The 24,930-nt window shown below is 72.2% G+C and carries 16 protein-coding genes; 12 read left to right on the top strand and 4 right to left on the bottom strand.

Going from position 1 to position 24,930, the window contains the following annotated elements:
- Positions 1-78 precede the first annotated feature (78 nt).
- From LR269_RS14495 to LR269_RS14445, 11 genes are all read left to right on the top strand, one after another.
- The gene (locus tag LR269_RS14495) at positions 79-1,470 is read left to right on the top strand and encodes a serine/threonine-protein kinase (RefSeq protein WP_231431464.1); all 1,392 of its coding nucleotides are present in this window, start codon (positions 79-81) and stop codon (positions 1,468-1,470) included.
- Positions 1,470-7,346 (top strand): Ig-like domain-containing protein, encoded by a 5,877-nt coding sequence (locus tag LR269_RS14490; protein WP_231431463.1) that lies wholly within the window; start codon positions 1,470-1,472, stop codon positions 7,344-7,346. The genes LR269_RS14495 and LR269_RS14490 overlap by 1 nt, the downstream gene beginning before the upstream one ends.
- The gene (locus tag LR269_RS14485; protein ID WP_231431462.1) at positions 7,343-8,314 is read left to right on the top strand and encodes a MoxR family ATPase; all 972 of its coding nucleotides are present in this window, start codon (positions 7,343-7,345) and stop codon (positions 8,312-8,314) included. Before LR269_RS14490 ends, LR269_RS14485 begins: the two co-directional genes overlap by 4 nt.
- Positions 8,311-9,624, top strand: a complete 1,314-nt coding sequence (locus tag LR269_RS14480) for a DUF58 domain-containing protein (RefSeq protein ID WP_231431461.1) — start codon at positions 8,311-8,313, stop codon at positions 9,622-9,624. The genes LR269_RS14485 and LR269_RS14480 overlap by 4 nt, the downstream gene beginning before the upstream one ends.
- 8 nt (positions 9,625-9,632) lie before the next feature.
- Entirely contained in the window at positions 9,633-11,912 is a 2,280-nt protein-coding gene (locus LR269_RS14475) for a transglutaminase domain-containing protein (protein WP_231431460.1), read from the top strand.
- Positions 11,909-12,493 carry a zinc-ribbon domain-containing protein gene (locus LR269_RS14470; protein ID WP_231431459.1) on the top strand — a complete coding sequence of 195 codons (585 nt, stop codon included), beginning with the start codon at positions 11,909-11,911 and terminating at the stop codon, positions 12,491-12,493. The genes LR269_RS14475 and LR269_RS14470 overlap by 4 nt, the downstream gene beginning before the upstream one ends.
- Positions 12,494-12,584: 91 nt before the next feature.
- Positions 12,585-15,644 carry an FtsK/SpoIIIE domain-containing protein gene (locus LR269_RS14465; RefSeq protein WP_231431458.1) on the top strand — a complete coding sequence of 1,020 codons (3,060 nt, stop codon included), beginning with the start codon at positions 12,585-12,587 and terminating at the stop codon, positions 15,642-15,644.
- Positions 15,645-15,762: 118 nt separating this feature from the next.
- Entirely contained in the window at positions 15,763-16,977 is a 1,215-nt protein-coding gene (locus tag LR269_RS14460; protein WP_231431457.1) for a spermidine/putrescine ABC transporter substrate-binding protein, read from the top strand.
- A 2-nt stretch (positions 16,978-16,979) separates the two neighbouring features.
- The gene (locus tag LR269_RS14455; protein WP_231431456.1) at positions 16,980-18,176 is read left to right on the top strand and encodes an ABC transporter ATP-binding protein; all 1,197 of its coding nucleotides are present in this window, start codon (positions 16,980-16,982) and stop codon (positions 18,174-18,176) included.
- A 1-nt stretch (position 18,177) separates the two neighbouring features.
- A complete protein-coding gene (locus LR269_RS14450) occupies positions 18,178-19,089 on the top strand; it encodes an ABC transporter permease (protein ID WP_231431455.1) in 912 nt (303 codons plus the stop codon).
- A 116-nt stretch (positions 19,090-19,205) separates the two neighbouring features.
- Positions 19,206-19,988 carry an ABC transporter permease gene (locus LR269_RS14445; protein ID WP_231432360.1) on the top strand — a complete coding sequence of 261 codons (783 nt, stop codon included), beginning with the start codon at positions 19,206-19,208 and terminating at the stop codon, positions 19,986-19,988.
- A 117-nt stretch (positions 19,989-20,105) separates the two neighbouring features.
- Here LR269_RS14445 and LR269_RS14440 read toward each other — a convergent pair whose 3' ends face one another.
- Positions 20,106-21,095: an asparaginase gene (locus tag LR269_RS14440; RefSeq protein ID WP_231431454.1), complete on the bottom strand. Its 990-nt coding sequence runs from the start codon at positions 21,093-21,095 to the stop codon at positions 20,106-20,108.
- Positions 21,096-21,099: 4 nt separating this feature from the next.
- The gene (gene gabT, locus LR269_RS14435; RefSeq protein WP_231431453.1) at positions 21,100-22,476 is read right to left on the bottom strand and encodes a 4-aminobutyrate--2-oxoglutarate transaminase; all 1,377 of its coding nucleotides are present in this window, start codon (positions 22,474-22,476) and stop codon (positions 21,100-21,102) included.
- Between the two features lie 105 nt (positions 22,477-22,581).
- On the opposite strand from gabT, the gene LR269_RS14430 reads away from it, so the two are divergent.
- A complete protein-coding gene (locus LR269_RS14430; RefSeq protein WP_231431452.1) occupies positions 22,582-23,058 on the top strand; it encodes an OsmC family protein in 477 nt (158 codons plus the stop codon).
- A 66-nt stretch (positions 23,059-23,124) separates the two neighbouring features.
- Here the strand turns inward: LR269_RS14430 and LR269_RS14425 are convergent, their stop codons facing one another.
- On the bottom strand, positions 23,125-24,114 hold the full coding sequence (locus LR269_RS14425; RefSeq protein WP_231431451.1) for a hypothetical protein: 990 nt from the start codon (positions 24,112-24,114) through the stop codon (positions 23,125-23,127).
- A 46-nt stretch (positions 24,115-24,160) separates the two neighbouring features.
- Entirely contained in the window at positions 24,161-24,910 is a 750-nt protein-coding gene (locus tag LR269_RS14420) for a 1-acyl-sn-glycerol-3-phosphate acyltransferase (RefSeq protein WP_231431450.1), read from the bottom strand.
- Positions 24,911-24,930: the final 20 nt, after the last annotated feature.

Genomic DNA, 24,930 nt, shown 5'->3' with positions numbered 1-24,930 from the left:
GGGCAGCGGGCCCACGTCGGCACCGAACCCTGCCGCGCCGTCCCGATGAGCGCTGTCCCGATGAACACTGGGAGGATCGTGTCGCGACGACTGCCGTCCACCCCGCCGACCCTTCCGGGCTTCGAGTTCATCCGCGTGCTCGGTTCGGGCGGCTTCGCCGACGTGTTCCTCTACGAGCAGAACATGCCGCGCCGGCTCGTCGCCGTGAAGGTGCTGCTCGCCGGCGTGGTCAACGACGACCTCCGGCAGATGTTCCAGGCCGAGGCGAATCTGATGGCCCAGCTGAGCTCGCACCCCTCGATCCTCACGGTGTACCAGGCGAGCGTTGCCGCCGACGGACGCCCGTACCTCGTGATGGAGTACTGCTCGGCTTCGATCGGCCAGCGCTACCGTGCCGTGCAACTGCCGCTCGGTGAGGTGCTCTCGATCGGGGTGCGCGTCGCGAGCGCCGTCGAGACGGCCCACCGATCCGGTGTGCTGCATCGCGACATCAAGCCGTCCAACATCCTGACGACCGCATACGGTCACCCGGTGCTCAGCGACTTCGGCATCGCGGCAACGCTCGGCCAGGCCGAGACCACCGAGGCGGTCGGACTCTCGGTGCCGTGGTCGGCACCCGAGGTGCTCCGCGACGAGACCAGCGGCACCGTCGCGAGCGAGGTCTGGGCCCTCGGAGCGACGGTCTACTCGCTGCTCGCCGGGCGGAGCCCGTTCGAGGTCCCGGGCGGCGACAACTCGCCGCAGGCGATCACGGCACGCATCGGGAAGTCGAAGCTCGCGCCGACCGGCCGCATCGACGTGCCGGCGAGCCTCGAGGCGGTGCTCGCCCGGGCGATGTCGAAGCAGCCGAAGGCGCGACAGTCCGGGGCGCTCGAGTTCATCCGCGACCTGCAGGCCGTGGAGGAGGAGCTCGGGCTCCCGCAGACGCCGATCGAGGTGGCCATGGACGACTGGGCGCTCGCGACCGCCGTCGACCTCGACGAGCGGACCCGCGTGAGTCCCGCCCGCTCCGGCATCGACCAGGCGCGGCGGCGACGGCGATCAGCCGCGCGAACCACCGTCGATCCGGCGTCGGCGGAGACGACCGCGGGTCGCGCGCGATCGACACCACCCACCGCTCGCCGACTCGCATGGGGCATCTCGATCGCGGCCGTGCTGCTCGTCGCGCTCGTCGGGGCGGGCATCGCGACGGTGATCCAGAACACCAGAACGATTCCGGTCGTCACCGATCTGCGCGGCGCCGCCGCGGGCGAAGAGGTGACGTTCGAGTGGAGCGATCCGGGTCTCCGCCAAGGTGACGCGTACCTCGTGCTCGTCGACGGCGAGGCATCGCCGATCCAGCGCGCGACGATCCTGTCGGTCGATGCGGCGGGTCGCGACCGTGTGTGCGCGAGCGTGACCGTCACACGCGACGGGAAGCCGGGCACGCCGAGCGCCGAGCGCTGCGTCGACGTCGAAGGGGTCGGGTGATGCGACTCGCGATCCCGCGTCGTCATCGGTCCGCCATCGTCACCGCGGCCGCGGTCACGGCCGTCGTCGCGGTCGTCGCCACGATCGCGGTCACGAGCGGCGGGTATGCGGCGCAGCGCGTCGAGCTCGGCGACGCCGCCGTCTGGGTCGCGAACGAGCGCTTGCAGTCGGTCGGCCGCGCGAGCACCGCCGCGCTCGAGCTCAACTCGATGGTCGAGACGGGCGGCGGCTCGACGATCGTGCAGCGCGGCGCGACCGTGCTCGTGTTCGACCCCGACCGCTCGAGCGTCGGCGTCGTCGACGCCGCGGACTCGACCCTCACCGACACCGTGCCGGTTCCCCCCGACGCCTCGACCATCGCGCTCGCGGGCGACCAGGTCGTGATCGCCGCCGACGGCGAGCTCTGGACGACCCCGATCGACGACTTCGCCGATTTCGAGGAGAGCGCGGACTCCGATCTCAACTTCGGACCGGGCGCCGTCATCTCGGCCGCGCCGTCCGGCCTGCTGTTCGCGTACACGCCGTCGACCGGCGATCTCGCGGAGGTCTCGGCCGCCGACGGCGACCAGATCGCCGCCGACTGGTCGCTCGAACCGTTCCCGACCGACCACGAGGTGCAGCTGACCTCGGTCGGTGGTCGCTGGGCCGTCTTCGACGCGGACGACCGGGTGCTCGAGCTCGACGGTCGCCGGGTCGAGCTCGCCGACGAGATCGGTGCGTCGGCGGCGCCTCGGCTGCAGGTTCCGGCCGACGAGGGCCATGAGGTCTGGATCGCGCATCGAGGCGGGCTCGTCGCGGTTGATCTCGACAGCGGTGCAGTGCGCTCGGCCGTGACGGATCTCGACGGGACGCCCGCGGCGCCCGTCGTGCACTCGGGCTGCGTGTACGCGGCCTGGGCCGGCGGTTCGGCGTGGCGCTCGTGCGACGACGGCGACCGGCCCGTCGAACTCGGCGCGGCGAGCGACGAGCTCGCATTCGCCGAGAACGGCCGGGCCATCGTGCTCAACGACCGCGCCAACGGTCGGACCTGGGTCGCCGATCGCGGCTTCGAGCGCATCGACGACTGGCAGCGACTGATGAAGACCGAGCGCGATGATCGCGAGGTCGAGCGCAACGACCCCGACCGCGATCCCGAGATCGAGAAGCGCCGGACGCCGCCCGTCACCGAGGACGACGAGTTCGGCGCGCGACCGGGCCGGACGACGGTGCTGCCCGTCCTCCTGAACGATTACGACGCGAACGGCGACGTGCTCGCGATCGCCGGGGTGGACGCGGAGCTGCCCGAGTGGGCGCGGCTGGACGTCATCTCCGACGACCAGCAGCTCCAGCTGACCCTCGATGCGGACGCAGCGGGCACCGTGCGCTTCGACTACTCCGCCGACGACGGGCACGGCGGTTCGAGCCGGGCCTCGGTGGCGGTCTTGGTACGCGCCGCGGAGGAGAATGCGCCGCCGGTCCAGCGTCGATCGATCCGTGCCGACGTCGGAGTCGGCGAGCGGGTGTCGACAGCGGTGCTCGGCGACTGGGTCGATCCCGATGGCGACCCGATGTTCCTCCGGCGCGCCGAGGTCGCGGAGCCCGATCAGGTCTCGTCGACGGCCGAGGGCACGGTCGGGTTCATCGAGCGCGGCGGGACGGGCGACGGCCGCACGGTCTCGCTCGTCGTCTCGGACGGCCGGGACGAGACGGTCGGCACGCTCGAGGTCGACGTGCATCCGGCCGGCGCCGTCCCGCTCGAAGCCGAGCCGTTCATCGCCCTGGCCACGGCCGGCCGCGAGATCGTCATCGATCCGCTGCGTCACGTGCGAGGCGGCGGCGGCCGGGTCGAGCTCAGCGCGGTGCCGGCGAAGCCCGACGTGACGATCACCCCCGACTACGACGGCGGCACCTTCCGGTTCACGAGCGACGAGATCGGCACCCACTACCTCGAGTACACCGTCACCGACGGAGCCACGCCGGCCACGGGCTTCGTCCGCGTCGAGGTGCAGGCGCCACCCGACCGCGACACCACTCCGGTCACCGTGCCGCACACGGCCTTCGTGCGAGTCGGGCAGCCGGCGGACATCGACGTGCTCGCGACCGACATCGACCCGACCGGCGGCGTCCTCGTCGTGACGGATGCGGAGCGGTCCCGGCCGGGCGACGGATTCCGCGTCGAGGTCGTCGACCACCGGCTGCTGCGGGTGACGCTCATCGCACCGCTCGAGACCGGCTCGACCGTGTTCGGGTACCGGGTCAGCAACGGGCTCGCCGAGGCGGCCGGCCAGGTGACGCTGGTCGAGATACCGGAACCCGAGGCCGCCCAGCCTCCGGTCGCGGCGCCCGACACGATCTCGATGCGCACGGGCGACGTCATCGACATCCCCGTGCTCGAGAACGACGAGCAGCCCGACGGGCTGCCGTTCGAACTCGTTCCCGACCTCGTGGAGGAGCCCGACGCCGGACTGCTCTTCGCGTCGGGCGAACGGTTGCGCTACTTCGCCCCCGAGGTGGCGGGCGACTACCGTGCGCGCTACCGCATCGAGTCGGGCGGCCAGGTCGCCGATGCCGTCGTCACGATCTCCGTCCGCGAGGCCGAACCCGAGACGAACACACCGCCCGTACCGGAGACGGTGACGGCGCGCGTCATCGCGGGTGAGAAGGTGCGCATCCCCGTCCCGCTGTCTGGCGTCGACCCCGACGGCGACTCCGTGCAACTGCTCGGCCAGCAGTCGAATCCAGAACGCGGTGTCGTCGAAGCGACGGGCCCGGACTGGCTCGACTACCGGGCCGGCGTCTACGCGTCCGGCACCGAGGAATTCGCCTACTCGGTCGTCGACGCCCTCGGTGCCCGCGCGGAGGGCACGGTGCGCGTCGGCATCGCTCCGCGCGTCGACCGGCCTGCCGCCCCGATCGCGGTCGAAGACCTCGTCACCGTGCGTCCGGACCGCACTGTGACGGTGCAGGTGCTCGACAACGACTCCGATCCCGGTGGCGGCGATCTGCGCGTCATCCGCGTCACGAGGAACCGCGGCGACGCGACGGCCCGCACCGTCGAGGAGGGGCGTATCGAGGTCGACGTCCCGCCCGGCTCCGGCAAGTCCTCCTTCATCTACACGATCGAGAACGAGGCGCTCGGACAGGCCACGGCCTTCCTCACGGTGGTCGCGGACCCGGATGCCCCGCTCGCCCGGCCCGAGGCATCCGACACGGTGCTCGGCCTCACCGACATCGTCGGCGAGGAGTCCGTCGTCGTCCCGGTGCTGGAGAACGTCTTCCTCGCCGACGGCGACGTCGACGACGTCGGCGTCGACCTCGTCGACGGGTACCGGCGTGGCGCCCAGGTGCTGCGTGACGGGTCGATCAGGGTCGAGATCGAAGACCGTCGACGGGTCGTGCCGTTCGTCGTGAGTCACCCGGAAGACCCGAGCCTGGTGGCCTATGCCTTCATCAGGGTCCCCGGACGAGACGACGCCCTGCCGCAGCTGCGCGCCGATGCGCCCGATGTCGAGGTCGCGAGCGGCGAGAGCGTCGAACTCGAACTCGCGGACTTCGTCATCGCCGCGTCCGGCAAGCCCGTCCACATCACGGACGAGGCGAGCGTGCTCGCCTCGCACAGCGACGGGACCTCGCTCGTGGTCGATCGCGACACCCTGAGGTTCCGAAGCGAGCAGGGCTACTCCGGTCCGGCCTCGATCTCGTTCACCGTGACGGACGGCGACGGCCCCGATGACCCGACCGCGCGCACGGGCACGATCGTGATCCCCATCGAAGTGCGTGCGAACGACGACGAGCCGCCGGCCATCACCGGCACCGTGATCGACTTCGAGCCGGGCCAGACGAAGCAGATCGACCTGCGCCGACTGACGAGCCCGCCCGCCGCGACGGCATCGGCGGACCTCAGCTACCGGGTGCTGCCGCCGCAGGCCGAGGGCTTCGACGTGCGTCTCGACGGCGACGAGCTCACGGTCGCAGCGCGCGCCGACACCCCGATCGGCGCGCGGTCCGCCGTCGTCGTCGACGTCGCCGATGCGTCGGGATCCGGCTCGGGCGGGCGCATCGAGCTGCGCGTCGTGCCCTCGACGAAGCCCGTCGCCAGCCCGATCGACGACCGGGCGATCGCAGCCCGCGGGCGGACGACGACGATCGACGTGCTCGCGAACGACGAGGAGACGAACCCGTTCCCCGAGACGCCGCTGCGCGTCGTCGCCGTCGACCTCGAGGGAATCGGCGACGGCATCGAGATCACGCCGAGCGCCGATCGTTCGACGCTCACCGTGACGGCGGCAGCCGATGCGCCGCCCGTCAACACGACGGTGCGGTATCAGGTCGAGGACGCGACGGGCGAGGCGTCGCGACGAGCCTGGGGCTCCGTGACCGTTTCGGTCCAGGACCGCCCGGATCCCGTCGTCGCGCCGACCGTGACGGGCTTCGGCGACGGCACGCTCGACGTCGCCTTCGGGGCCGGCGGTTTCAACAACTCGCCCATCACGGGCTACGAGATCGCGCTCACCGACCCCGGCACGGGCGATGCGCTCGCCACCACGATGTGCCAGGCCACGACCTGCACCGTCGACACCGCGGGCAACGGCCGCGGGAACGCCGTCGACGTACGCATCCGGGCGCGCAACGGCATCGGCTTCTCCGATCCCCAGGTCGCGCCCGGACCCGTCTGGTCCGACGTCATCCCCGCCCCTCCCGGCGGCCTCACCGCGCTCCCGCTGGACGGGCGGCTGGGCATCGAATGGGACCCGGTCGCGACGGGATCGGGGAGCCCCGTGCACTCGTACGTGGTCACGGTCGCCGGAGTCGCGACGGAGGTGGCCGCGGCATCGGCCTGCACGCCGAGCGAATGCCGCGTCGACTCGCAGGCCCTCGCGAACGGCAGCCGGGTACCCGTCAGCGTCAGCGCACGCAACGAGGCGTATCCCGCGCTCGCCGTGTGGACTGCGGCATCGACCGCCGGCACGCCCTTCGGGCCGCCCGTCGCCGGATCGATCGATGTCGCGGGCGACGCGGCCGCGGGCGCGGTGACCGTCACCTGGTCGCCGTTCGCGGCGAACGGCGACGCCGTCGCGGGCTATTTCGTGCAGCGGCTCGTCGACGGCGCGACCGGGGTTCCGAGCGGGGCGCAGTCATGCCAGGTCACCTCGCCGGCGCCCGGCAGCGTCGTACCCCCGTCGTCGGGAGGCAGCGTCGCCGAGACGGTCCGCGTCGGCCCCGAGGCATCCAGCCTGCGGTTCTCGGGGACTGCCGGGGAGTCGACCCGCTACTCGTTCATCGTCTGGGGCTACAACCGGGCGGGGTGCGCGCACACCGCGGTCGCCGGGACCGTCGTGCGGCCGGGCCCCGGGGGCGTCGACGGCGTCGACAGCGAGATGGCGTGGAACGGGCCGGAGGTCTGGGACCGCTACATCGACGACGTCGACGTCGCGGCCTCGCGGATCGAGATCGTGGGCGTCGACGATCAGGGGACGCAGATCGCCGGAACGAAGCGCGAGTTCCGCGGATCCGGCTGGCTGCGGGAGCTGCTGAACGAGCGGTTCGACTTCGGCGAGACCGGCCGGTTCCAGGTGCGCGGGTGCACCGTCTGGGGAAGCTGCGGACGCTGGTCGGACATCCTGCCCGCCGGAGAGTCGCCCACCCTCACGTTCGCGCTGCCGAGCCGGCAGTGGGACTCCCGCCGCTCGACGTGGTCGTGGACGGACGCGCCCGACAATTCTGGCCTCCCGGTCGAATTCAGCTGCGGAGTGGACGGCGATGCGCGGGGTCGCCCCGCGCAGACCCCGACGAGCTGCGAGATCGTCGGGGCCGGGCCAGGGGACACGGTCTGGTTGGATGTCAGGATCGCCGGCGTGAGCGCGCGATACGAGGCGAAGAACGAGGAGAAGCAATGACGATGACCCCCGACGAGGCCGCCGGCTTCGCTGCGACGCTCGACCGGCTGGTCGGCGCCGTGGAGGAGGTGCTGCTCGGCAAGAACCGCGTCGTGCGGCTCGCGTTCACCGCCCTCCTCAGCGAAGGCCACCTGCTCCTCGATGACGTGCCGGGAACCGGCAAGACCTCGCTCGCCCGCGCGATGGCGCAGTCGGTGTCGGGCACGAGCAATCGCGTGCAGTTCACGCCCGACCTGCTGCCGGGCGACATCACGGGCGTCACGGTGTACGACCAGCGCGAGGGGGTGTTCGAGTTCCACCCCGGCCCGGTGTTCGCGAGCATCGTGCTGGCGGACGAGATCAACCGGGCGAGCCCGAAGACCCAGTCGGCGCTCCTCGAGGTGATGGAGGAGGGACAGGTCACGGTCGACGGGCAGACGCATCCCGTCGGGCACCCGTTCATGGTGATCGCCACCCAGAACCCGGTCGAGCAGGCCGGCACCTATCGGCTGCCCGAGGCCCAGCTCGACCGCTTCGTCATGCGCACGTCGATCGGCTACCCCGACCACGCGTCGACGATCCGGATCCTCGAGGGGGCCGACCAGCGCGCGCACGACCAGCGGGTCGAGCCGGTCGTCGACGCGGAAGAGGTCGTCGCCCTCGCAGCGCTCGCGCGCACGGTGTACGTCGATCCGACGATCCACGACTACGTCTCGCGCCTCGTCGACGCGACCCGCACGGCCCGCGAGGTGCGACTCGGCGTGAGCGTGCGCGGCGCGCTCGCGCTCATCCGGACGGCGAAGACGCATGCGGCCGGCCGCGGCCGGCACTACGTCGTGCCCGACGATGTGAAAGCGCTCGCCGAGCCGGTGCTCGCGCACCGGCTCATCCTCGATCCCGAGGCCGAGTTCGACGGCGTGACGACGTCGAACCTGGTCGCGCAGGTGCTCATCGAGACCCCGCCGCCATCGACGAAGCAGGTCGTGTGAGCCTTTCCGCGACGCGAACGACGATCCCCGAGGAGGCACGGAAGCAGGGCCTGCTCGCGGTCGTCATCGCGCGTGCGGTGCTCGGCGGTCGATCCGCCGCCGGCGCGGCGATGCGGTGGACCGCCGCCGTGCGCGGCGTGGTCACGCCGCTCGGCTGGTCCGTCGCCGCAGCGGCGGCCGTCTCGCTCGCCGTCGGCTACAGCTGGGGGCTCGTCGAGATCATCGCGCTCGGCTGGGCCTTCGTCGTGCTCGTCGCGGTCGCGGCGCTGTGGCTCGTCGGGCGCGGTGCCGGCGAGGTCCGCCTGTCGTTGCCGACGCCTCGCGTCGTCGTCGGCGATCACGCCGAGGCGCGCCTCGTCGCGAGCAACCCCGGTCCGCGGCGCTTCGGCGGCGTGCAGCTCGAGGTCCCGGTCGGCGAACGGGTGATCGAGCGCGTGCTGCCGGGCCTGCCGCGCGGCGGCACGGTCGACGAGGTGCTCCGCATCCCGACCGAACGGCGCGGGATCGTTCCGATCGGACCGGCGCGGACGGTGCGCGCCGACCCGATCGGGCTCATGCGGCGCGAGATCGTCTGGTCCGACACGGCCGAGCTCCGGGTGCACCCGCGCACGGTGGCGGTGTCGGCGCTCAGCACGGGGTTCATCCGCGACCTCGAGGGATCGCCGACCCGCGACCTCACGACGAGCGACATCGCGTTCCACGCGCTCCGCGAGTACCTGCCGGGCGATGACCGCCGATACATCCACTGGCGGTCGAGCGCGAAGACCGGCACGTTCATGGTGCGCCAGTTCGAGGAGTCGAGGCGAAGCCGGCTGATGGTGCTGCTCGACCTCGAGCCCGGCGCGTACACCGACGACGCCGAGTTCGAGCTCGCGGTGGGCGCCGCGGCATCGGTCGGGGCGCGCGCCATCCGGGACGCGCGGAGCGTCGCGTTCGTGGTGTCCGGGCGCCACGCCGGTCGCACGGGTGCGATGCGCGAGCTGCCGACCGTCTCCCGCGACCGGCTCGTCGACGCCCTCTGCGTCGTCGAGCGCGACGACCGCGTCGCGCCGCTGCCGGACGTCGCGCGGAGCGCGGCCGAGACGCTGCACGGGCTCTCGCTCGCCTTCCTCGTCACCGGCTCGGCACGCGGGGTCGGTCCGCTGCGCTCGGCGGCGAGCCGGGTACCGGCCGGGGTCGAGGTGGTCGCCGTGCAGTGCGCGCCGGAGTCGCAGCCGACGGCACGCACCGTCGGCGGCCTGACCGTGTTCGGCATCGGCTACCTCGAGGACCTGCGTGCGATGCTCGCGAGATCGGCCTCGGTCGCATGACGGCGCGGATGGGACCCGGACCGGTTCGGGGTTGGTCGGTCGCGATCAGCATCGCGCTCGTCGCGGCGATGCTCGCGGCGGCGATGATCCCGTGGTGGCCGATCTACGAGAGCCCCGCGTTCTTCGCCGCCGCGGGAGCGGCGATCCTCGCCGGTTGCGGGATCGGCCTCGCCGGGGCGCGCTGGTCGTGGCCCGCCTGGCTCGTCGCCGTCGCCGTCGTGGCCGCGTATCTCGTGCTGGGGGTTCCGGTCGCGGTGCCCGACCGGGCGCTCTTCGGCGTGCTGCCGACGCCCGACGGACTCGTCGAGCTCGTCGCGGGCGCCGCCCTGTCGTGGAAGCAGCTCGTCACGATCGCGGTGCCGGTCGGCTCGTATCAGGCGCTGCTCGTGCCGCCGTTCCTGCTCGGTCTCGTCGCCTCGACCGTCGCCGTCACGATCGCGTTGCGCACGAACCGCCCCGCCGCCGCGGCGCTGCCGCCCGCGCTGCTGCTCGTCGCGGGCATCGCGCTCGGCGTCGTGCACGACGACTTCGCCCTCGAGGCCGGCCTCGCATTCTTCGTCGCTGCCGTCGCGTGGTTCGTGCGGATCGGGATCGCCGACCGGCGGGCGATCGCGGGCGGCCGCCGAGTCGAGACGACGCTCGCCGACGCACGGCGCGTGCTCGGGGCATCCGCGCTCGTCGCCGTCGCGCTCGTCGGGGCGACCGCTGCGGCGGTGGCGCTGCCGACGCCGCCGCGCAGCGTCGTCCGCGCCGAGCTGCAGCCGCCGTTCGAGCCGAACGATCACGACAGCCCGCTCGCGGGGTTCCGCACGGCCTTCGCCCCCGACTCCGCCGATGAGCCGATGCTCGACGTGCGCGGCCTGCCGGAGGGTGCGGGACTCGTGGTCGCGGTGCTCGACACGTACGACGGCATCGTGTACTCGGTCGGCGGCTCCGACGGCTCGGGTCCGTCGGGCCGGTTCAGCCGCGTGCCGTACCGGCTCGACCAGCCCGTCGACGGCGGCACGACCGAACGCATCGATGTCGCCGTCGAGGGCTACCGCGACGTCTGGGTGCCGGGCATCGGCCGGCTCGAGCGCATCGAGTTCGCCGGGCCCCGCGCCGACCGGCTCGCCGAGTCGTACTTCTACAACGACGCCACTGGCACCGGTGCGGTCGTCGACGGCCTCCGGTCGGGCGACCGGTACGTCGCGGACTCGGTGGTCCCGGCGTCGCCGTCCGACCTCGCATCACTCGAACCCGGTACGAGCGTGATGCCGCCCCTTCCCGAACTGCCTGCTCGCCTCGTCGACCTCATCGACGAGTGGGCGCCGGCGACCGCGACGCCGGGCGAACGGCTCGCCGGGGTGATCGAGGGATTCCATCGCGACGGATACGTCAGCCACGGGCTCGAGGGCGAGGAGCCGAGCCGGTCGGGGCACGCGCTCGACCGGATCGAGGAGCTCGTGACGGAGCAGCCGATGGTCGGCGACGGCGAGCAGTACGCCGTCGCCGCGGCGCTCATGGCCCGCGAGATCGGCTTCCCGGCACGCGTCGTCGTCGGCTACCTGCCGGGTCCAGGTTCCGAACGGGATGCCTCGACAGGGAGCGTGCGCTTCACGAGCGCCGACCGGCAGGCGTGGATCGAGGTGCAGACCTCCGACGGGGCGTGGCTGCCGATCGATCCGAATCCCGTGCCACGACCCATCCCCGAGCGCGAGCCCGAGCAGGCCAAGGTCGTGTCGCGCCCCGAGTCGGTGCTGCCGCCGCCCGCGGAGCGCACGCCGCTCGTCGACGACGATGCCGGTCCCGGCTCGACGCCGGATGGCGGCGACGACGGCGACGATTGGCTGCAAGCCATGTTCGCAGGCCTTGAGATCACCGGTATCGTGCTCGTCGGCGCGGTCGCCCTGTGCAGCCCCTTCCTCGCGATCGTGGTGGCGAAACTCCGGCGGCGTCGCCTGCGCCGACGCGCGCCGACGGCGGTCGAGCGCATCGAGGGCGGCTGGCTCGAGTTCGCCGACTCGGCCGCGGACTACGGGTACGCGATCGTGCCGACCGCGACGCGCGCCGAGCAGGCGGCCACGGTGGGCGGGCTCGCCCCGCTCGTCCTCGCGTCCGTCGTCGACCGTGCGGTCTACGCACCCGGGGGACCGGGTCACGGCGACGACCACCGCGTGTGGGAGACGGTCGACGAGCTCCGCCGTCGACTCGGCGTCTCGCGGAGTACTCGCGACCGGCTCCGGGCGGCGATCTCGCTCAACTCGCTCGGCGGGTACGCTGTCAGCCGGAGAGGAGTGCGTTCGTGAACTGCCGGATCTGCGGTGCCGAGTTGCCCGCCGACGCGATGTTCTGCGGCGAGTGCGGCAGTTCGACGAGCGCGACCCCGGAGTCGCGCCGCAGGCCCGATCCGCGTCCGGGCGACACGACCCGGGTCGAGCGGCTGCCGCGCACGTCGCAGCGCAACAGCGGGGTGATCAGCGTTCCGATCGAGGGATTCCGGCCGGCCGAGCCCATCGAGGATGCACCGGCTCCGGCCGACCCGTCGGTCGCCGAGCCCGGTCGCCCGCGCTTCTCGCTTCGGTTCAGCACCGGCGAGACGCGCACGGTGTTCGGCTCGGGGCTCATCGGCCGGAAGCCGATGCCGCAGCCCGGCGAACGGTTCGACCACCTCGTGCAGATCGCCGATCACACGCTCTCGGTCTCCAAGACCCATCTCGAGTTCGGCGAGCACGAAGGAACGATGTGGGTCGCCGACCGGTTCTCGAGCAACGGCACCGTCGTGCGACGTCCCGACGACGGCGCGCTCCGGTGCGAGCCCGGCCGCCGCTATCTCGTGCCTCGCGGCAGCCGGGTGGAGCTCGCCGAGCAGTACTTCTCGGTGGACTGACCCGTCCTCCACAGTCGCGTCGCGGCCGGATCGGTGCACGGCGGGCGGCGGACGCACGACGACCGGGGTGCACGGATGTTCGGATGACCGGGTGGACCAGACCGAGCTCGCCGAACCCGTCGTGCATCTGCCGCTGAGCCTGCCGCCGGCGCCGGCCGAGCCGGAGCGACCCGGCTTCCCGATGCTCGCGGCGGTCGCGCCCGTCGCCGGGGCCATCGCGCTGTGGGCGGTCACCGGGTCGATGTACTCGCTCATGTTCGCGGCGCTGGGGCCGCTGGTGGCGGTCGCCTCGGTGCTCGACGCTCGTCGGCAGGTCCGCCGTCGCCGGCGCCGTGCGGAGCTCGAACGTGCGGGGCTGCTCGCGTCGCTCGAGGCGGAGATCCACGCCCGTCACGATGAGGAGCGCCGTGCGGCCTGGCGGGCGACCCCATCGGCTGCCGCACTGGTCGAGCGCGCGGTCCGGCCTGCCTGGGCAGGCGAGCGCCCGGGGCCGGTCGTCGTCGGCGTCGGCGCCGTGCGCAGCGCGGTCCGCGTCGACGGCGTGGTCGCCGATGCCCGCGACCGCGCCGTGCTCGAAGCGGCTGCCCGGCTCGGCGGCGCACCGGTGGTGGTCGACGCGTCGCAGGGCATCGCGTTCGTCGGGTCGCCCGGACTCGCGCGGGCGGCTGCCCGCGCGGCCCTCGTGTCGTGCGCGCACCACGCCGATCCGCGCACGGTGGAGCTCGACCTCCCCGACGCGCCCGAGTGGGCGTGGGCCGCTCGACTGCCGCACGCGGGCGACGGCGGCGACCGGGACCGCTCGGTGCGGCATGCGGTGCGCGTCGGCGCACCGGCCTCCGGGCGCGCGGCGGGTCCGATCCGCGTCGTCGACCAGGTGGCCGATCCCGAACAGGCGAAGCGCGTCGGTGCGCCGGCCGCGGCGCGCATCGTGATCGCGAGCGACGTCGGGTCGCTTCCGCCGGGCCTCGGAGCCGTCGTGCGACTGCTGGGCCCGGGGCGCGCCCGCCTCGAGACGACGACGGGCGCCGCGCCGGCGACGATCGAGCCCGTGCTCGTGTCGCGCGCGGCGGCGCGCGGGTGGAGCGAGTCGGCCGCCGCGCTCGCCGAGCGGATCGCGGGTCCGCAGGCGTCGCTGCTGCCCAGTCGCGTCGCGCTCACCGAGTTGCCTGCGCCGGCAGCCGGTCGCAGAGGCGTCGAGCGTGCGAGCCTGGCCGTCGCGGTCGGGTGCACGGCGACCGGCCCGCTCGAGCTCGACCTCGTGCGGCACGGCCCGCATGCACTCGTCGGCGGGACGACCGGCAGCGGCAAGAGCGAGTTCCTGCTCGCCTGGCTCACCGCGCTCGCGCGCGCGTACGCGCCGGATGAGGTGTCGTTCCTGCTCGTCGACTTCAAGGGCGGCGCCGCGTTCGAGCCCATCCGCGAGCTGCCGCATGTGACCGGTGTGGTCACGGACCTGGACGGTGCGGAGGCGCGACGCGCCGTCGAGAGCCTGCGCGCGGAGCTGCGCCATCGTGAGTCGGTGCTCGCCGACGCCGGAGCGCGCGACGTGCGCGAACTGGCCGACGCGGTCGATCTCCCGAGGCTCGTGATCGTCGTGGACGAGTTCCAGGCGATGATCGAGCAGTTCGGGGAGCTCGGCGCGGTCGTCGCCGACATCGCGGGGCGGGGACGCTCGCTCGGCGTGCACCTCGTGCTCGCCTCGCAGCGACCGAACGGCGTCGTGCGCGAGCAGATCACGGCGAACTGCGCGATCCGGGTATCGCTCCGAGTCATGCAGCGATCCGACAGCCTCGCGGTCGTCGGCACCGAGGCCGCGGCCGCGATCCCGCCCGACGCGCCCGGTCGTGGCGTCATCGATCGGGGCGACGGCGACGCCATGCTGTTCCAGTCGGCCGTCGCCGACCAGGCCGCCGTGCTCGGGGCGAAGGTCGCCGCCGCGGGCCTCGGCAGGGCGCGCCGCCCGTGGCTCGATCCGCTCCCGGCGGTGATCACGAGCGAGGAGCTCGCAGCGTTCACCGCCTCGATCGCAGGCCGATCCGCGGCGGGAGGCTCAGAGGCCGGACTCGTCTTCGGCATCGTCGACGAACCCGATCGGCAGCGGCGCGGTGCTGCCGAGTGGCGCGCGGGGTCCGACGGGCACCTGCTCGTCGCCGGGACGCCCGGCAGCGGGCGGTCGAGCGTGCTCGCCTCGCTCGGCGAATCAGCGACGCGGCGCAGCGGTCCCGGGTCGGTCGTCCGATTGACCGGCGCCCGCAGCGAGGTGTGGGACACGCTCGAGTCGCTCGAGCATGCGATCGCCGCGCACTCGGCCGTCCGGTTGCCGCACCTCGTGATCATCGACGACCTCGATCGGCGGTTCCGCACCTGGCCCGACGACTACCGCGCGCTCGCTCTCGAGCGAATCGGCCGTCTCGCGCGAGAGGGCCGCGGCCGCGGCGTCGCGGTGGTCGCGTCGGTCGTGCAATGGCTCGGCGTCCCGCACGAGCTGCGCGATGCGTTCGGCGCGCGCCTGCTCCTGCGCCAGCCCACGAAGGCCGACCTGCTGCAGGCGGGGGGAGTGGGGGAGCTGTGGCGGGCCGACGACGTCCCCGGGGCGGGGCAGTGGCGCGGTCATCGCGTGCAGTGCGCCCTGCCTGCGGCCGCATCGGCCGCGGCCGGCCCTCGTCCCGTCGACCCTCGCCCGGACGCTCACGAGTTCGGGGTCTCGCCCGCCGGTGCAACGCCACCCGTCGAACTCGCCGAGGGCGGTCGGTACGCCGTCGTGACGGTCGACCCCGCCGGCGACGCCGAGCGGTTCGGAGCGCTCGGCGCGATCGTCGTCCCGGTGGTGCCGGGCTCGCCTGTCGCGCCGGTCGACGTGGGCCCGGCGACCGCGACGTCCGCGACGCCCACGGTCTTCGTGGGCAGTGCCGACGGGTGGTCCGCGAACTGGTCGCTGGCCGCCCCCGTCCGCGAGCGGGCCGTCGTGCTCGTCCGAGGCGGGGCGACCGAGTACCGCGCGCTCGTGACCGAGCGGGGCCTGCCGCCGCTTCTCGACGACGGCGCCGGGCAGGGGTGGATGCGACCGCCGGGCGGCCCTGCACGTCGGATCAGTTGGCCTGCAGGCGGGTCGGCAACCGAATCCGCTGTCCCGGACGCGATCCGGAACTGATTCCGTGCAGAACGTTCTCAGAAATTAACGATTCGGACACCATGTACTGCACAACCGGTGCACCCTGTGTCAGGATCATCCCACCCCGTATGCGCTTGCCACCGAAATGGAGTCCCCCGTGAGCTCTCGGCCCCTGCCTCAAGACCCGATGATCCGTGCACTGATCGCGAAGGCGCGCCAGTCGCAGCTGAATCGCCGAACCCTCCTCGCCGGCGCCGGCGCCGGCGCGACCGCCCTCGCGCTCGCCGCCTGTTCGACCGGCGGCGGCAAGGCGAAGCCGACTCCCGCCGCCGACAAGTCGGAGACGGACAAGACCCTCAACTGGGCCAACTGGGCCGCGTACATCGACGAAGACGACGCGGGCAACTACCCGACGCTCCAGGCGTTCACCGAGCAGACGGGCATCGAGGTCAACTACGACGTCGCCGTCGACGACAACAACACCTACTACGGCAAGGTGAAGGACCAGCTCGCGCTCGGCCAGGACATCGACGCCGACCTCGCGGTGCTCACCGACTGGATGGCCGCCCGATGGATCCGCCTCGGCTACACCCAGGCGCTCGACCACGCGAACATCCCGAACCTCGCGAACCTCAACCCGGCGCTCCGCGACCCCGACTTCGACAAGGGCCGCGAGTTCACCGTGCCCTGGCAGGGCGGCTTCGCCGGCATCGCCTGGAACAAGGAGGCGATCCCCGGCGGGCTCACGAGCGTGTCCGACCTGTGGGACCCGTCGCTCAAGGGCCGCATCGGCGTGCTCTCCGAGATGCGCGACACGATGGGTTGCATCATGCTCGAGAACGGCACCGACATCGCCGGCGACTGGGGCGACGACGAGTACACCGCCGCCATCGAGATCCTGCGCGAGCAGGTCGAGAACGGCCAGGTCCGCAACATCAAGGGCAACTCGTACCTCGAGGACCTGAAGAGCGAGGACACCCTCGCCGCCATCGTGTGGTCGGGCGACATCACCGTGATCAACGCCGAGGCCGGCGACAAGTGGGAGTTCGCCCTCCCGTCGGCCGGCGGCACGCTGTGGAACGACAACTTCCTCGTGCCGATCGGGTCGCCCCGCAAGACGAACGCCGAGACGCTCATCAACTACTACTACGAGCCCGAGGTCGCCGCCGAGGTCGCCGCGTGGGTGAACTACATCACGCCGGTCGTCGGCGCGAAGGAGGCCGCCGCCGCGATCGACCCCGAACTCGCCGAGAACCAGCTCATCTTCCCGAACGAGGAGACGCTGCAGCAGGCGCACATCTTCCGCTCGCTGTCGGGTGCCGAGGAGCAGAAGTACCAGGCCGAGTTCCAGAGCATCCTGCTGGGGTCGTGACGATGGCGATCCGAGAATTCGCCGAACGCGGGGCCGACCTCGAACTCGTCGGCATCCAGAAGCGGTTCCCCGGCTTCACGGCCATCGAGAACCTCGACCTGAAGATCCCCGCCGGCTCGTTCTTCGCCCTGCTCGGTCCGTCGGGCTGCGGCAAGACGACGACGCTCCGACTCGTCGCCGGCCTCGAGGAGCCGACGCAGGGCCGCATCCTCATCGGCGGCAGCGATGTCACGAGCACGCGGGCGCACGAGCGCCCCGTGAACACGGTCTTCCAGAGCTACGCGCTCTTCCCGCACATGACGATCATCGAGAACGTCGCGTTCGGGCTCAAGCGCCGCAAGATCGCCGACCCGATGGCGAAGGCCCACGAAGCGCTGAAGCTCGTCGAGCTCGATCACATCGCGCAACGCAAGCCCCAGCAGCTCTCGGGCGGTCAGCAGCAGCGCGTCGCGCTCGCCCGTGCGATCGTGAACCGCCCGGCGCTGTTGCTGCTCGACGAGCCGCTCGGCGCACTCGACCTCAAGCTGCGCCGCCAGATGCAGCTCGAGCTCAAGGCCATCCAGGAGGAGGTGGGCCTCACCTTCCTCCACGTGACCCACGACCAGGAGGAGGCCATGACCATGGCCGACACCGTCGCGGTCATGAACAAGGGCGCGATCGAGCAGATGGGCGCTCCCGAGGAGCTCTACGAACTGCCTCGCACGGCGTTCGTCGCGAACTTCCTCGGTCAGTCGAACCTGTTCACCGGCCAGGTCGTCTCGACGACCGCCGACGCGATCACCGTCGAGTCGGCCGGGGCGCGCATCGTCGTGCCCGCGGCTCGCGCGCAGCGCCATCAGGGCGAGGTCACGGTCGGCGTCCGGCCTGAGAAGGTCTCGCTGCACCGGGAGGCGCCCGCCGCCGACGCGAACCGCAACGTCCTCGCTCCCGGTCGTGTCGTGGACGTGTCGTTCTCGGGTGTGAGCACCCAGTACCTCGTCGAGATCCCGGGCCACGGCACGGTCATGGTGTTCGCCCAGAACATCGGCTTCGGGCCCGTAGCCGGCCTCGGCAGCGAGGTGTGGATCAGCTGGGCCGTCGAGCACGGCTTCGGCCTCGAAGACGGCCCCGACGAGACCCGCTTCCAGGACGACGCGTCGACGACCTCGCTCGCCGCGCTGCACCGCGAGGCGCTCGTCTCGGAGCTCGAGGAGCACTGACATGGCCTTCGCAGCGTTCTCGACCGCCGAGGCGCAGCCGCAGGCACAGCGAAAGCGCAGCCCCATCGCGCTGTTCCTGCTGCTGCCCGGCATCGCCTACCTGGTGCTGTTCTTCCTGACCCCGCTGGTCTCGCTCATCCTCACCTCGCTGCAGGCGCCGAGCGAGTTCGGCGACATCGGCGTCTACGACTACGCCTTCAACTGGCAGAACTACGTCGACGTCGTCACCCTGTACTGGCCGCACATCCTGCGTTCGTTCGGCTACGCGCTCGTCGCCACGATCGCGGCGCTCGTGATCAGCTACCCGCTGGCGTACTTCATCGGCGTCAAGGCGCGCCGCTGGCCGCTCCTGCAGAGCCTCATGCTCGTGCTCGTGATCGCCCCGTTCTTCATCAGCTTCCTGCTGCGCACGCTCGCATGGAAGCAGATCCTGTCGGACGAGTCGTTCATCATCACCTCGCTCAAGGCCCTGTCGCTGATGGCCCCCGACGCCCACTTCACGGGCACGCCGTTCGCCGTGATCTTCGGTCTGACGTACAACTTCATCCCGTTCATGACGCTGCCGCTGTACACCACGCTCGAGCGCCTCGACGTGCGGTACCTCGAGGCGGGCAGCGACCTGTACGCGAACCCGTTCCACGTGTTCCGCAAGGTCACCATCCCGCTGTCGATGCCCGGCATCGTCGCGGGCACGCTGCTCACCTTCATCCCCGCCGCGGGCGACTACGTGAACGCGAGCCGCGACTTCCTCGGCGGTCCAGACACCCAGATGATGGGCAACGTGATCGAGGCGAACTTCCTCGTGCTGCTCAACTATCCGGCAGCGGCGGCGTTGTCGATCATCCTCATGGCGGCGATCCTCGTGCTCGTCGGCATCTACGTGAAGCGCTCTGGGACGGAGGACCTGCTGTGAGCGGAGAAGTCCAGGCGGCCGCCGTCCTCGGCGGGCTCAGCGAGAACGAGCAGCTCGACGCGAACAAGCCGGCCGGCGGCCGGGTCCGCCCGCGCCGGCTCGGGCTCGGCGACTGGCTGCTGCCGGTCTACACGGTCATCGCCTTCGTGTTCCTGCTGATCCCGATCGCGTACACGTTCGTGTTCAGCTTCAACGACTCGATCAAGTCGAACATCTCGTGGCGCGGCTTCACCTTCGACAAGTGGATCAACGTCTGCAACGTCGAGGGCGGCGCGGTGTGCGAGGCCTTCGCGAACAGCATCGTGATCGGCCTCGTCGCGACGGTCGCCGCGACGGTGCTCGGCACGATGATCGCCATCGCGATCGTGCGCTACCGGTTCCGGGCACGCTCGGCGATCAGCCTGCTGCTGTTCCTGCCGATGGCGACCCCCGAGGTCGTGCTCGGTGCCGGCCTCGCCGCCCAGTTCCTCGCGGCCGGGGTGGCGAAGGACATGACGACGATCATCCTGGCGCACACGATGTTCTGCATCAGCTTCGTCGTGGTGACGGTGAAGGCCCGCGTGGCGAGCCTCGACCCGGCCCTCGAAGAGGCCGGTCGAGACCTCTACGGTTCGCCCGCACAGGTGTTCTGGCGGGTCACCTTCCCGCTCCTCATGCCGGGCATCGCGGCGGCCGCACTGCTGTCGTTCGCGCTGAGCTTCGACGACTTCATCATCACGAACTTCAACTCCGGTTCGGTGTCGACGTTCCCGAAGTACATCTACATCTCGGCGGCGCGCGGCATCCCTGCGGAGGCGAACGTCATCGCGTCGGCGGTGTTCATCATCGCCCTCGTGCTCGTGGTCGGCGCCCAGGTCTCCCGGGCGGCGCGCCAGAAGCGTCTCGCCAGGCTGGGCTGACGACCGGCTGCTGCGCCGCCGGTCGCCGGCGGCGCGGCAGCAACGAACGAGGGATGCCTCGGCGGGATGGATCCGGCCGAGGCATCCCCGTTCGTCGTGCGCGCGGCGCGCCGCGGCTCAGACGGTCGCGCGGACCTCGCCGACGCGCCGCTCGCCGCCCATGACCCAGAGGTCGAGCTCGGTCTGCACGTCGTCGATCGCGGCGTCGTCGACCGCGCCCGCAGCGGCGAGCAGCCGCAGTGCGATGATCGTCGACGCGCGGTTCGAGCCGTCGAGCACCTTGACGGCGGTCGTCGTGCCGTCGGGGGCCGACATGATCATGACGCCCTCGGCGCCGAACTTCGCGAACACGCCGAGGCGCTCGATCGCGACCGTGTCGGGCTGGCCCGGGCCGGCCACGGCCCAGCCGTGCTCGCGCGCCGCGGCGGTGAGCGCCGCGGATTCGCGGTACAGCGCGAACGGCGATCCGGCCTGGGCGGTCGTGATCTTGTGGACCCCGCGGGCGAGCCCCGTGAGGCTCACCGCGTGCACGGGGGCTCCGCACCCGTCGATCGCGGTCGCAGCCGGCCGTTCGCCCGTGAGGCGTTCGAGCACGTCGAGGATGCGCTTCTGCAACGGATGCTCGGGGTCGAGGTAGCCGCCCGGCGGCCACTCGTTCGCCGCGCATGCCAGCAGCATGGCGGCGTGCTTGCCCGAACAGGTCATGTAGCCGCGACGCTTCGGCGAGCCGCGGCGGATGAGCTCGTCGCGGGCGACGCGGTCGCCCGGCATGGCGGGCGGGCAGCCGAGCGACGACTCGGGGATGCCGGCACGGGCGAGCAGACCCTCGACGAGGGCGACGTGCGCGGCCGTGCCGGAGTGGCTGGCCATCGCGATCGCCGCGTCCTCGCCGCGGAGCGCGACGCCCGACGTCATCACGGCGACGGCCTGGAACGGCTTCATCGCCGAGCGAGGGAAGACGGGGGTCGCGACGTCGCCGAGCGAGCGCACGACCTCGCCTTCTGGGGAGAGCACGACGGCGGAGCCGGCGTGCCGGGACTCGATGAAACCACTGCGTTCGACCACGGCGAGCTGGACGGAATCGGCGACGGAGAAGGTACCGGACACGGGCTCAGCCGAGGGCCGCGAGGCCGTCGTCGAGCACGCGCAGGCCGTCTTCGATGAGCTCGTCGCTCATGGCGAGGCTGGGCAGGAATCGCAGCACGTTGCCGTACGTGCCGGCGCTGAGGAACAGGACGCCCTGCTGCGCGGCGTAGGCGACGAGCGACGCGACCGCCTCGGGGTTCGGACGCTTCGACGTGTCGCGGGTGCCGGGCTCGACGAGCTCGATCGCGATCATCGCGCCCTTGCCGCGGATGTCGCCGATCGTGTCGTAGCGCTGCTGCAGCCGCTCGAGCCCCGACATGAGCGTCGCCTCGATGCGGCGGCCCTCGGCGAGCAGGTCGTTCTCCTCGATCGCCTCGAAGACCGCGATCGCCGCCGCGCACGCCACGGGGTTGCCGCCGAACGTGCCGCCGAGGCCGCCGGGGTGGGAGGCATCCATGATCTCGGCCCGGCCGGTGACCGCCGCGAGCGGGAGGCCGCCCGCGATGCCCTTCGCGCTGAGGACGAGGTCGGGCTCCCACCCGAAGTGCTCGCTCGCGTAGTAGCGGCCGGTGCGGGCCATGCCCGACTGGATCTCGTCAGCGATCATGACGACGCCGTGCTCGGCGCACCACGCCTGCAGCGTCGGCAGGAAGCCCTCGGCCGGCACCATGAATCCGCCTTCGCCCTGGATCGGTTCGACCACGAGGCAGGCGAGGTCGGCGGCGCCGACGACCTTCTCGAGATAGCCGATGGTGCGGGCGGCCGCGTCGGCGCCCGAGAGGCCGTCTCGGTAGGGGTACGAGCCCGGCGCGTGGTAGACGTCGCCGGCGAAGGGGCCGAAGCCCGCACCGTACGGCATGGCCTTGTAGTTCATCGCCATCGTGAGGTTCGTTCGGCCGTGGTACGCGTGGTCGAGCACCGCGACGGCGCGGCGACCGGTGTGCTTGCGGGCGATCTTCACGCCGTTCTCGACGGCCTCGGCGCCCGAGTTCACGAGCACCGACTTCTTCGCCCAGTTGCCGGGCGTGTGCTCGGCCAGCAGCTCGGCCACGCGCACGTACTCCTCGTAGGGCGTGACGGTGAAGAGCGTGTGGATGACGTCCTGCAGCTGTGCGGCGGCCGCGGCGACGACGCGCTCCTCCGTGTGGCCGATCGTCGTGACGCCGATGCCGGCGCCGAAGTCGAGGAACCGGTTGCCGTCGACGTCGACGAGGATCGCGCCGTTCGCACGCTCGATGAAGACGGGCAGTGCGCTCGACACGCCGGCCGAGACGACGTTCGCGCGACGGGCCTGCAGCTCCTGCGACTTGGGGCCGGGAACGGCGGTGACGATCTTGCGCTCCTGCGGCACGGTGTACACCGGCGCGGCTGCGGTCTGGGCGGGCATCTGGGAGTCAGTCATGGTGCCTCCACCATATCGCCGCAGGCCCCCGCGCTTCGAGGCCGGGAGCGGTCGGGACCGCCGGTGGAGGCGGCAGAATCGGAGGAGGAGTCGGGAGGAGACGGCATGCTCGGGCGGCACGAGTACGAGGTCGAGGTCGAGTGGCAGGGCGACCGCGGCACGGGCACCAGCGGGTACCGCGCGTACAGCAGGCGCCACGTGGTCCGGGTCGCGGGCAAGGAGCACGAGATCGCGGGGTCGAGCGATCGGGTGTTCCACGGCGATGCCGAACGCTGGAACCCCGAGGATCTCCTCATCGCGGCGCTCAGCCAGTGCCACATGCTCTCGTACCTGCACGTCGCGACCAACCACGGCGTCGTCGTGCGCGGCTATGCCGACGTCGCGGCTGGGATCATGCAGGAGGACGGCCGCGGTGGCGGCCGGTTCACCGAGGTCGTCCTGCGGCCACGGGTCGTGGTGGCGGATGCCTCGATGCGCGAGCTCGCGCTCGAGCTGCACGCCGAGGCATCCGAGAAGTGCTTCATCGCCGCCTCGGTCGCGTTCCCGGTGCGGCACGAGCCGACCGTCGTCGTCGCCGGCTGAGCCGCGGCCGTGCGGTGGCCGGGCGCCCCCGCGGCGCGACCAGCGGCGCGCCCGAGGCCGGCGCGGTCAGGCGCCGGGGCCGTCGGAGGCGGGTCGCGCGGGCAGCGTGGGACCGGGCGGGCACGTGTGACCGCCGACCAGTCGCGTGCACTCCGGCAGGAAGCCGGGATAGCGCTCGGCCTCGGGGTCGCCGAACCAGCGGTGCCAGAGACGCCAGAAGTTGAGGTTGCCGAACGCCGAGCAGTCATCGCCCGCCTCGGGATCGGCGAGGGTCGTGTCGCTCGGCTGGTAGGGCGTGTAGTTGTAGAGGTTGGCGGTCGCCTGGTTGCGGATCGCGACCTTCGCCGCACCGCAGGCCGCATCGGGATTGAACGCGACGCGGACGTTGCCGATGCGGTACTGGCGCTTCGGCTCCTCGGTGTACTGCCGGAACTGCCACGCCGCGTTGTACACCTGGTTGAAGAACCCGAAGTACTCCTGGTCGCAGTCCGCGGTGTCGGGACAGCCGTACCCGGTCGCCCGCAGGTACCCGTCGGCGCTCGGACGGGTGAGCAGCGACTGCTCCTTCTGCAGCAGCACGAGCAGTGTGCGCGGGCTGATGCCGCACGCCCGCGCGGCCTTCGCGATGATCGCCGACGCGCGCTCGCGATACTCGCCCTCGTACGCGGCGCAGTGCTCGCCGCCCACGGCGGGCTGCGTCGTGGTCGTCTGCCGGTAGTCGGCGAGGCACGGCACATCGCCGTCGGGGCGGCAGTCGATGCCCTCGAGGAAGGCCTGGATCTCACCCGCCGACATCGCTGCGCTGTCGTAGAACGCGTCGTCGCTGACGATGAAGCCGGGGTCGAACCCGGTCGTCGCGTCGGGGATCGCGAACTCGGGTGTCGGCGTCGCACGGTTCGCCGCGCCGCCCTCCCACGTCGCGTCCCGACCGTCGGGCGGGGCGCACGCCGCGAGCCCGACCACGGCGAACAGGGCCGCGGCCGCGAGCCCGGCGGCGCGCACGATACGCGTGCGCGCGGCGGTGCGGGCACGGGCGACGGGCTTCGCGGAGGTCACCGGAGCGACGATACCGGGTGCGTGCGCGGCCGGGCTGGGAATCGCGTCAGATCCGCTCGCGCGGCACGACCTTGTCGGCGAGCTTCGCCAGCGCGCCCTGCGGCGGGGCCTCGTTGTAGACGCCCGCGAGCTCCTGGCCGCTGAGCGCGTGGATCGCGGCCATGATCTCGTCGGTCGCCGCGCGTCGGGCGCGCCCGCTCGTGGCGGCGCCGTGGCGGGAGACGTCGATGGGTTCGCCGAACCGCACGGTGACGGGGCGCACCCGGGGGAACCTGGCGCCGACCGGCTGGATCTCCTGCGTGCCGATGAGCCCGACGGGCACCACCGTGGCGCCCGTCATGAGCGCGAGCCACGCGACGCCCGTGCGGCCGCGGTACAGGCGGCCGTCGAGCGATCGCGTGCCCTCGGGGTAGAGGGCGAAGGCGTTGCCGCCCTCGAGGATGCCGCGGCCCGCGTCGAGCGCCTCCTGCGCCTGCGATCCGGCGCCGCGCTCGACCGGCACCGCGCCGATCGCGCCGAAGAAGGTGCGCGAGAGCCAGCCCGAGAACCCGGTGCCGGTGAAGTACGTCGACTTCGCGAGGAACTGCACGGGTCGCGGCGATGCGAGCGGGATCACGATGCTGTCGACGAACGACAGATGGTTCGAGGCCAGGATCACCGGTCCGGTGGCGGGCACGTGCTCGGCGCCCGTGATCTTCGGGCGGTACACGAGCCGCACGAGCGGTTTCAGGATGCCTCGGAAGATGCGGTAGACCGGACCCTGTCGCACCTGCTTGATCGACGGAGCACTCACCATCCGACCATACGAGCCGCGAT

It is taken from the genome of Agromyces sp. S2-1-8, from assembly GCF_021129215.1.
Lineage (GTDB): Bacteria > Actinomycetota > Actinomycetes > Actinomycetales > Microbacteriaceae > Agromyces > Agromyces chromiiresistens.
The sequence above is the reverse complement of the archived record's forward strand: the minus strand, read 5'-3'. Positions and strand labels throughout refer to the sequence as shown.

Excerpts from the sequence above, each read along its gene's own strand:
- LR269_RS14450 (WP_231431455.1), top strand. The coding sequence starts at position 18,178 with ATGGCCTTCGCAGCGTTCTCGACCGCCGAGGCGCAGCCGCAGGCACAG.
- LR269_RS14430 (WP_231431452.1), top strand. The coding sequence starts at position 22,582 with ATGCTCGGGCGGCACGAGTACGAGGTCGAGGTCGAGTGGCAGGGCGAC.
- LR269_RS14490 (WP_231431463.1), top strand. The coding sequence starts at position 1,470 with ATGCGACTCGCGATCCCGCGTCGTCATCGGTCCGCCATCGTCACCGCG.
- gabT (WP_231431453.1), bottom strand. The coding sequence starts at position 22,476 with ATGACTGACTCCCAGATGCCCGCCCAGACCGCAGCCGCGCCGGTGTAC.
- LR269_RS14475 (WP_231431460.1), top strand. The coding sequence starts at position 9,633 with ATGGGACCCGGACCGGTTCGGGGTTGGTCGGTCGCGATCAGCATCGCG.
- LR269_RS14455 (WP_231431456.1), top strand. The coding sequence starts at position 16,980 with ATGGCGATCCGAGAATTCGCCGAACGCGGGGCCGACCTCGAACTCGTC.
- LR269_RS14420 (WP_231431450.1), bottom strand. The coding sequence starts at position 24,910 with ATGGTGAGTGCTCCGTCGATCAAGCAGGTGCGACAGGGTCCGGTCTAC.
- LR269_RS14485 (WP_231431462.1), top strand. The coding sequence starts at position 7,343 with ATGACGATGACCCCCGACGAGGCCGCCGGCTTCGCTGCGACGCTCGAC.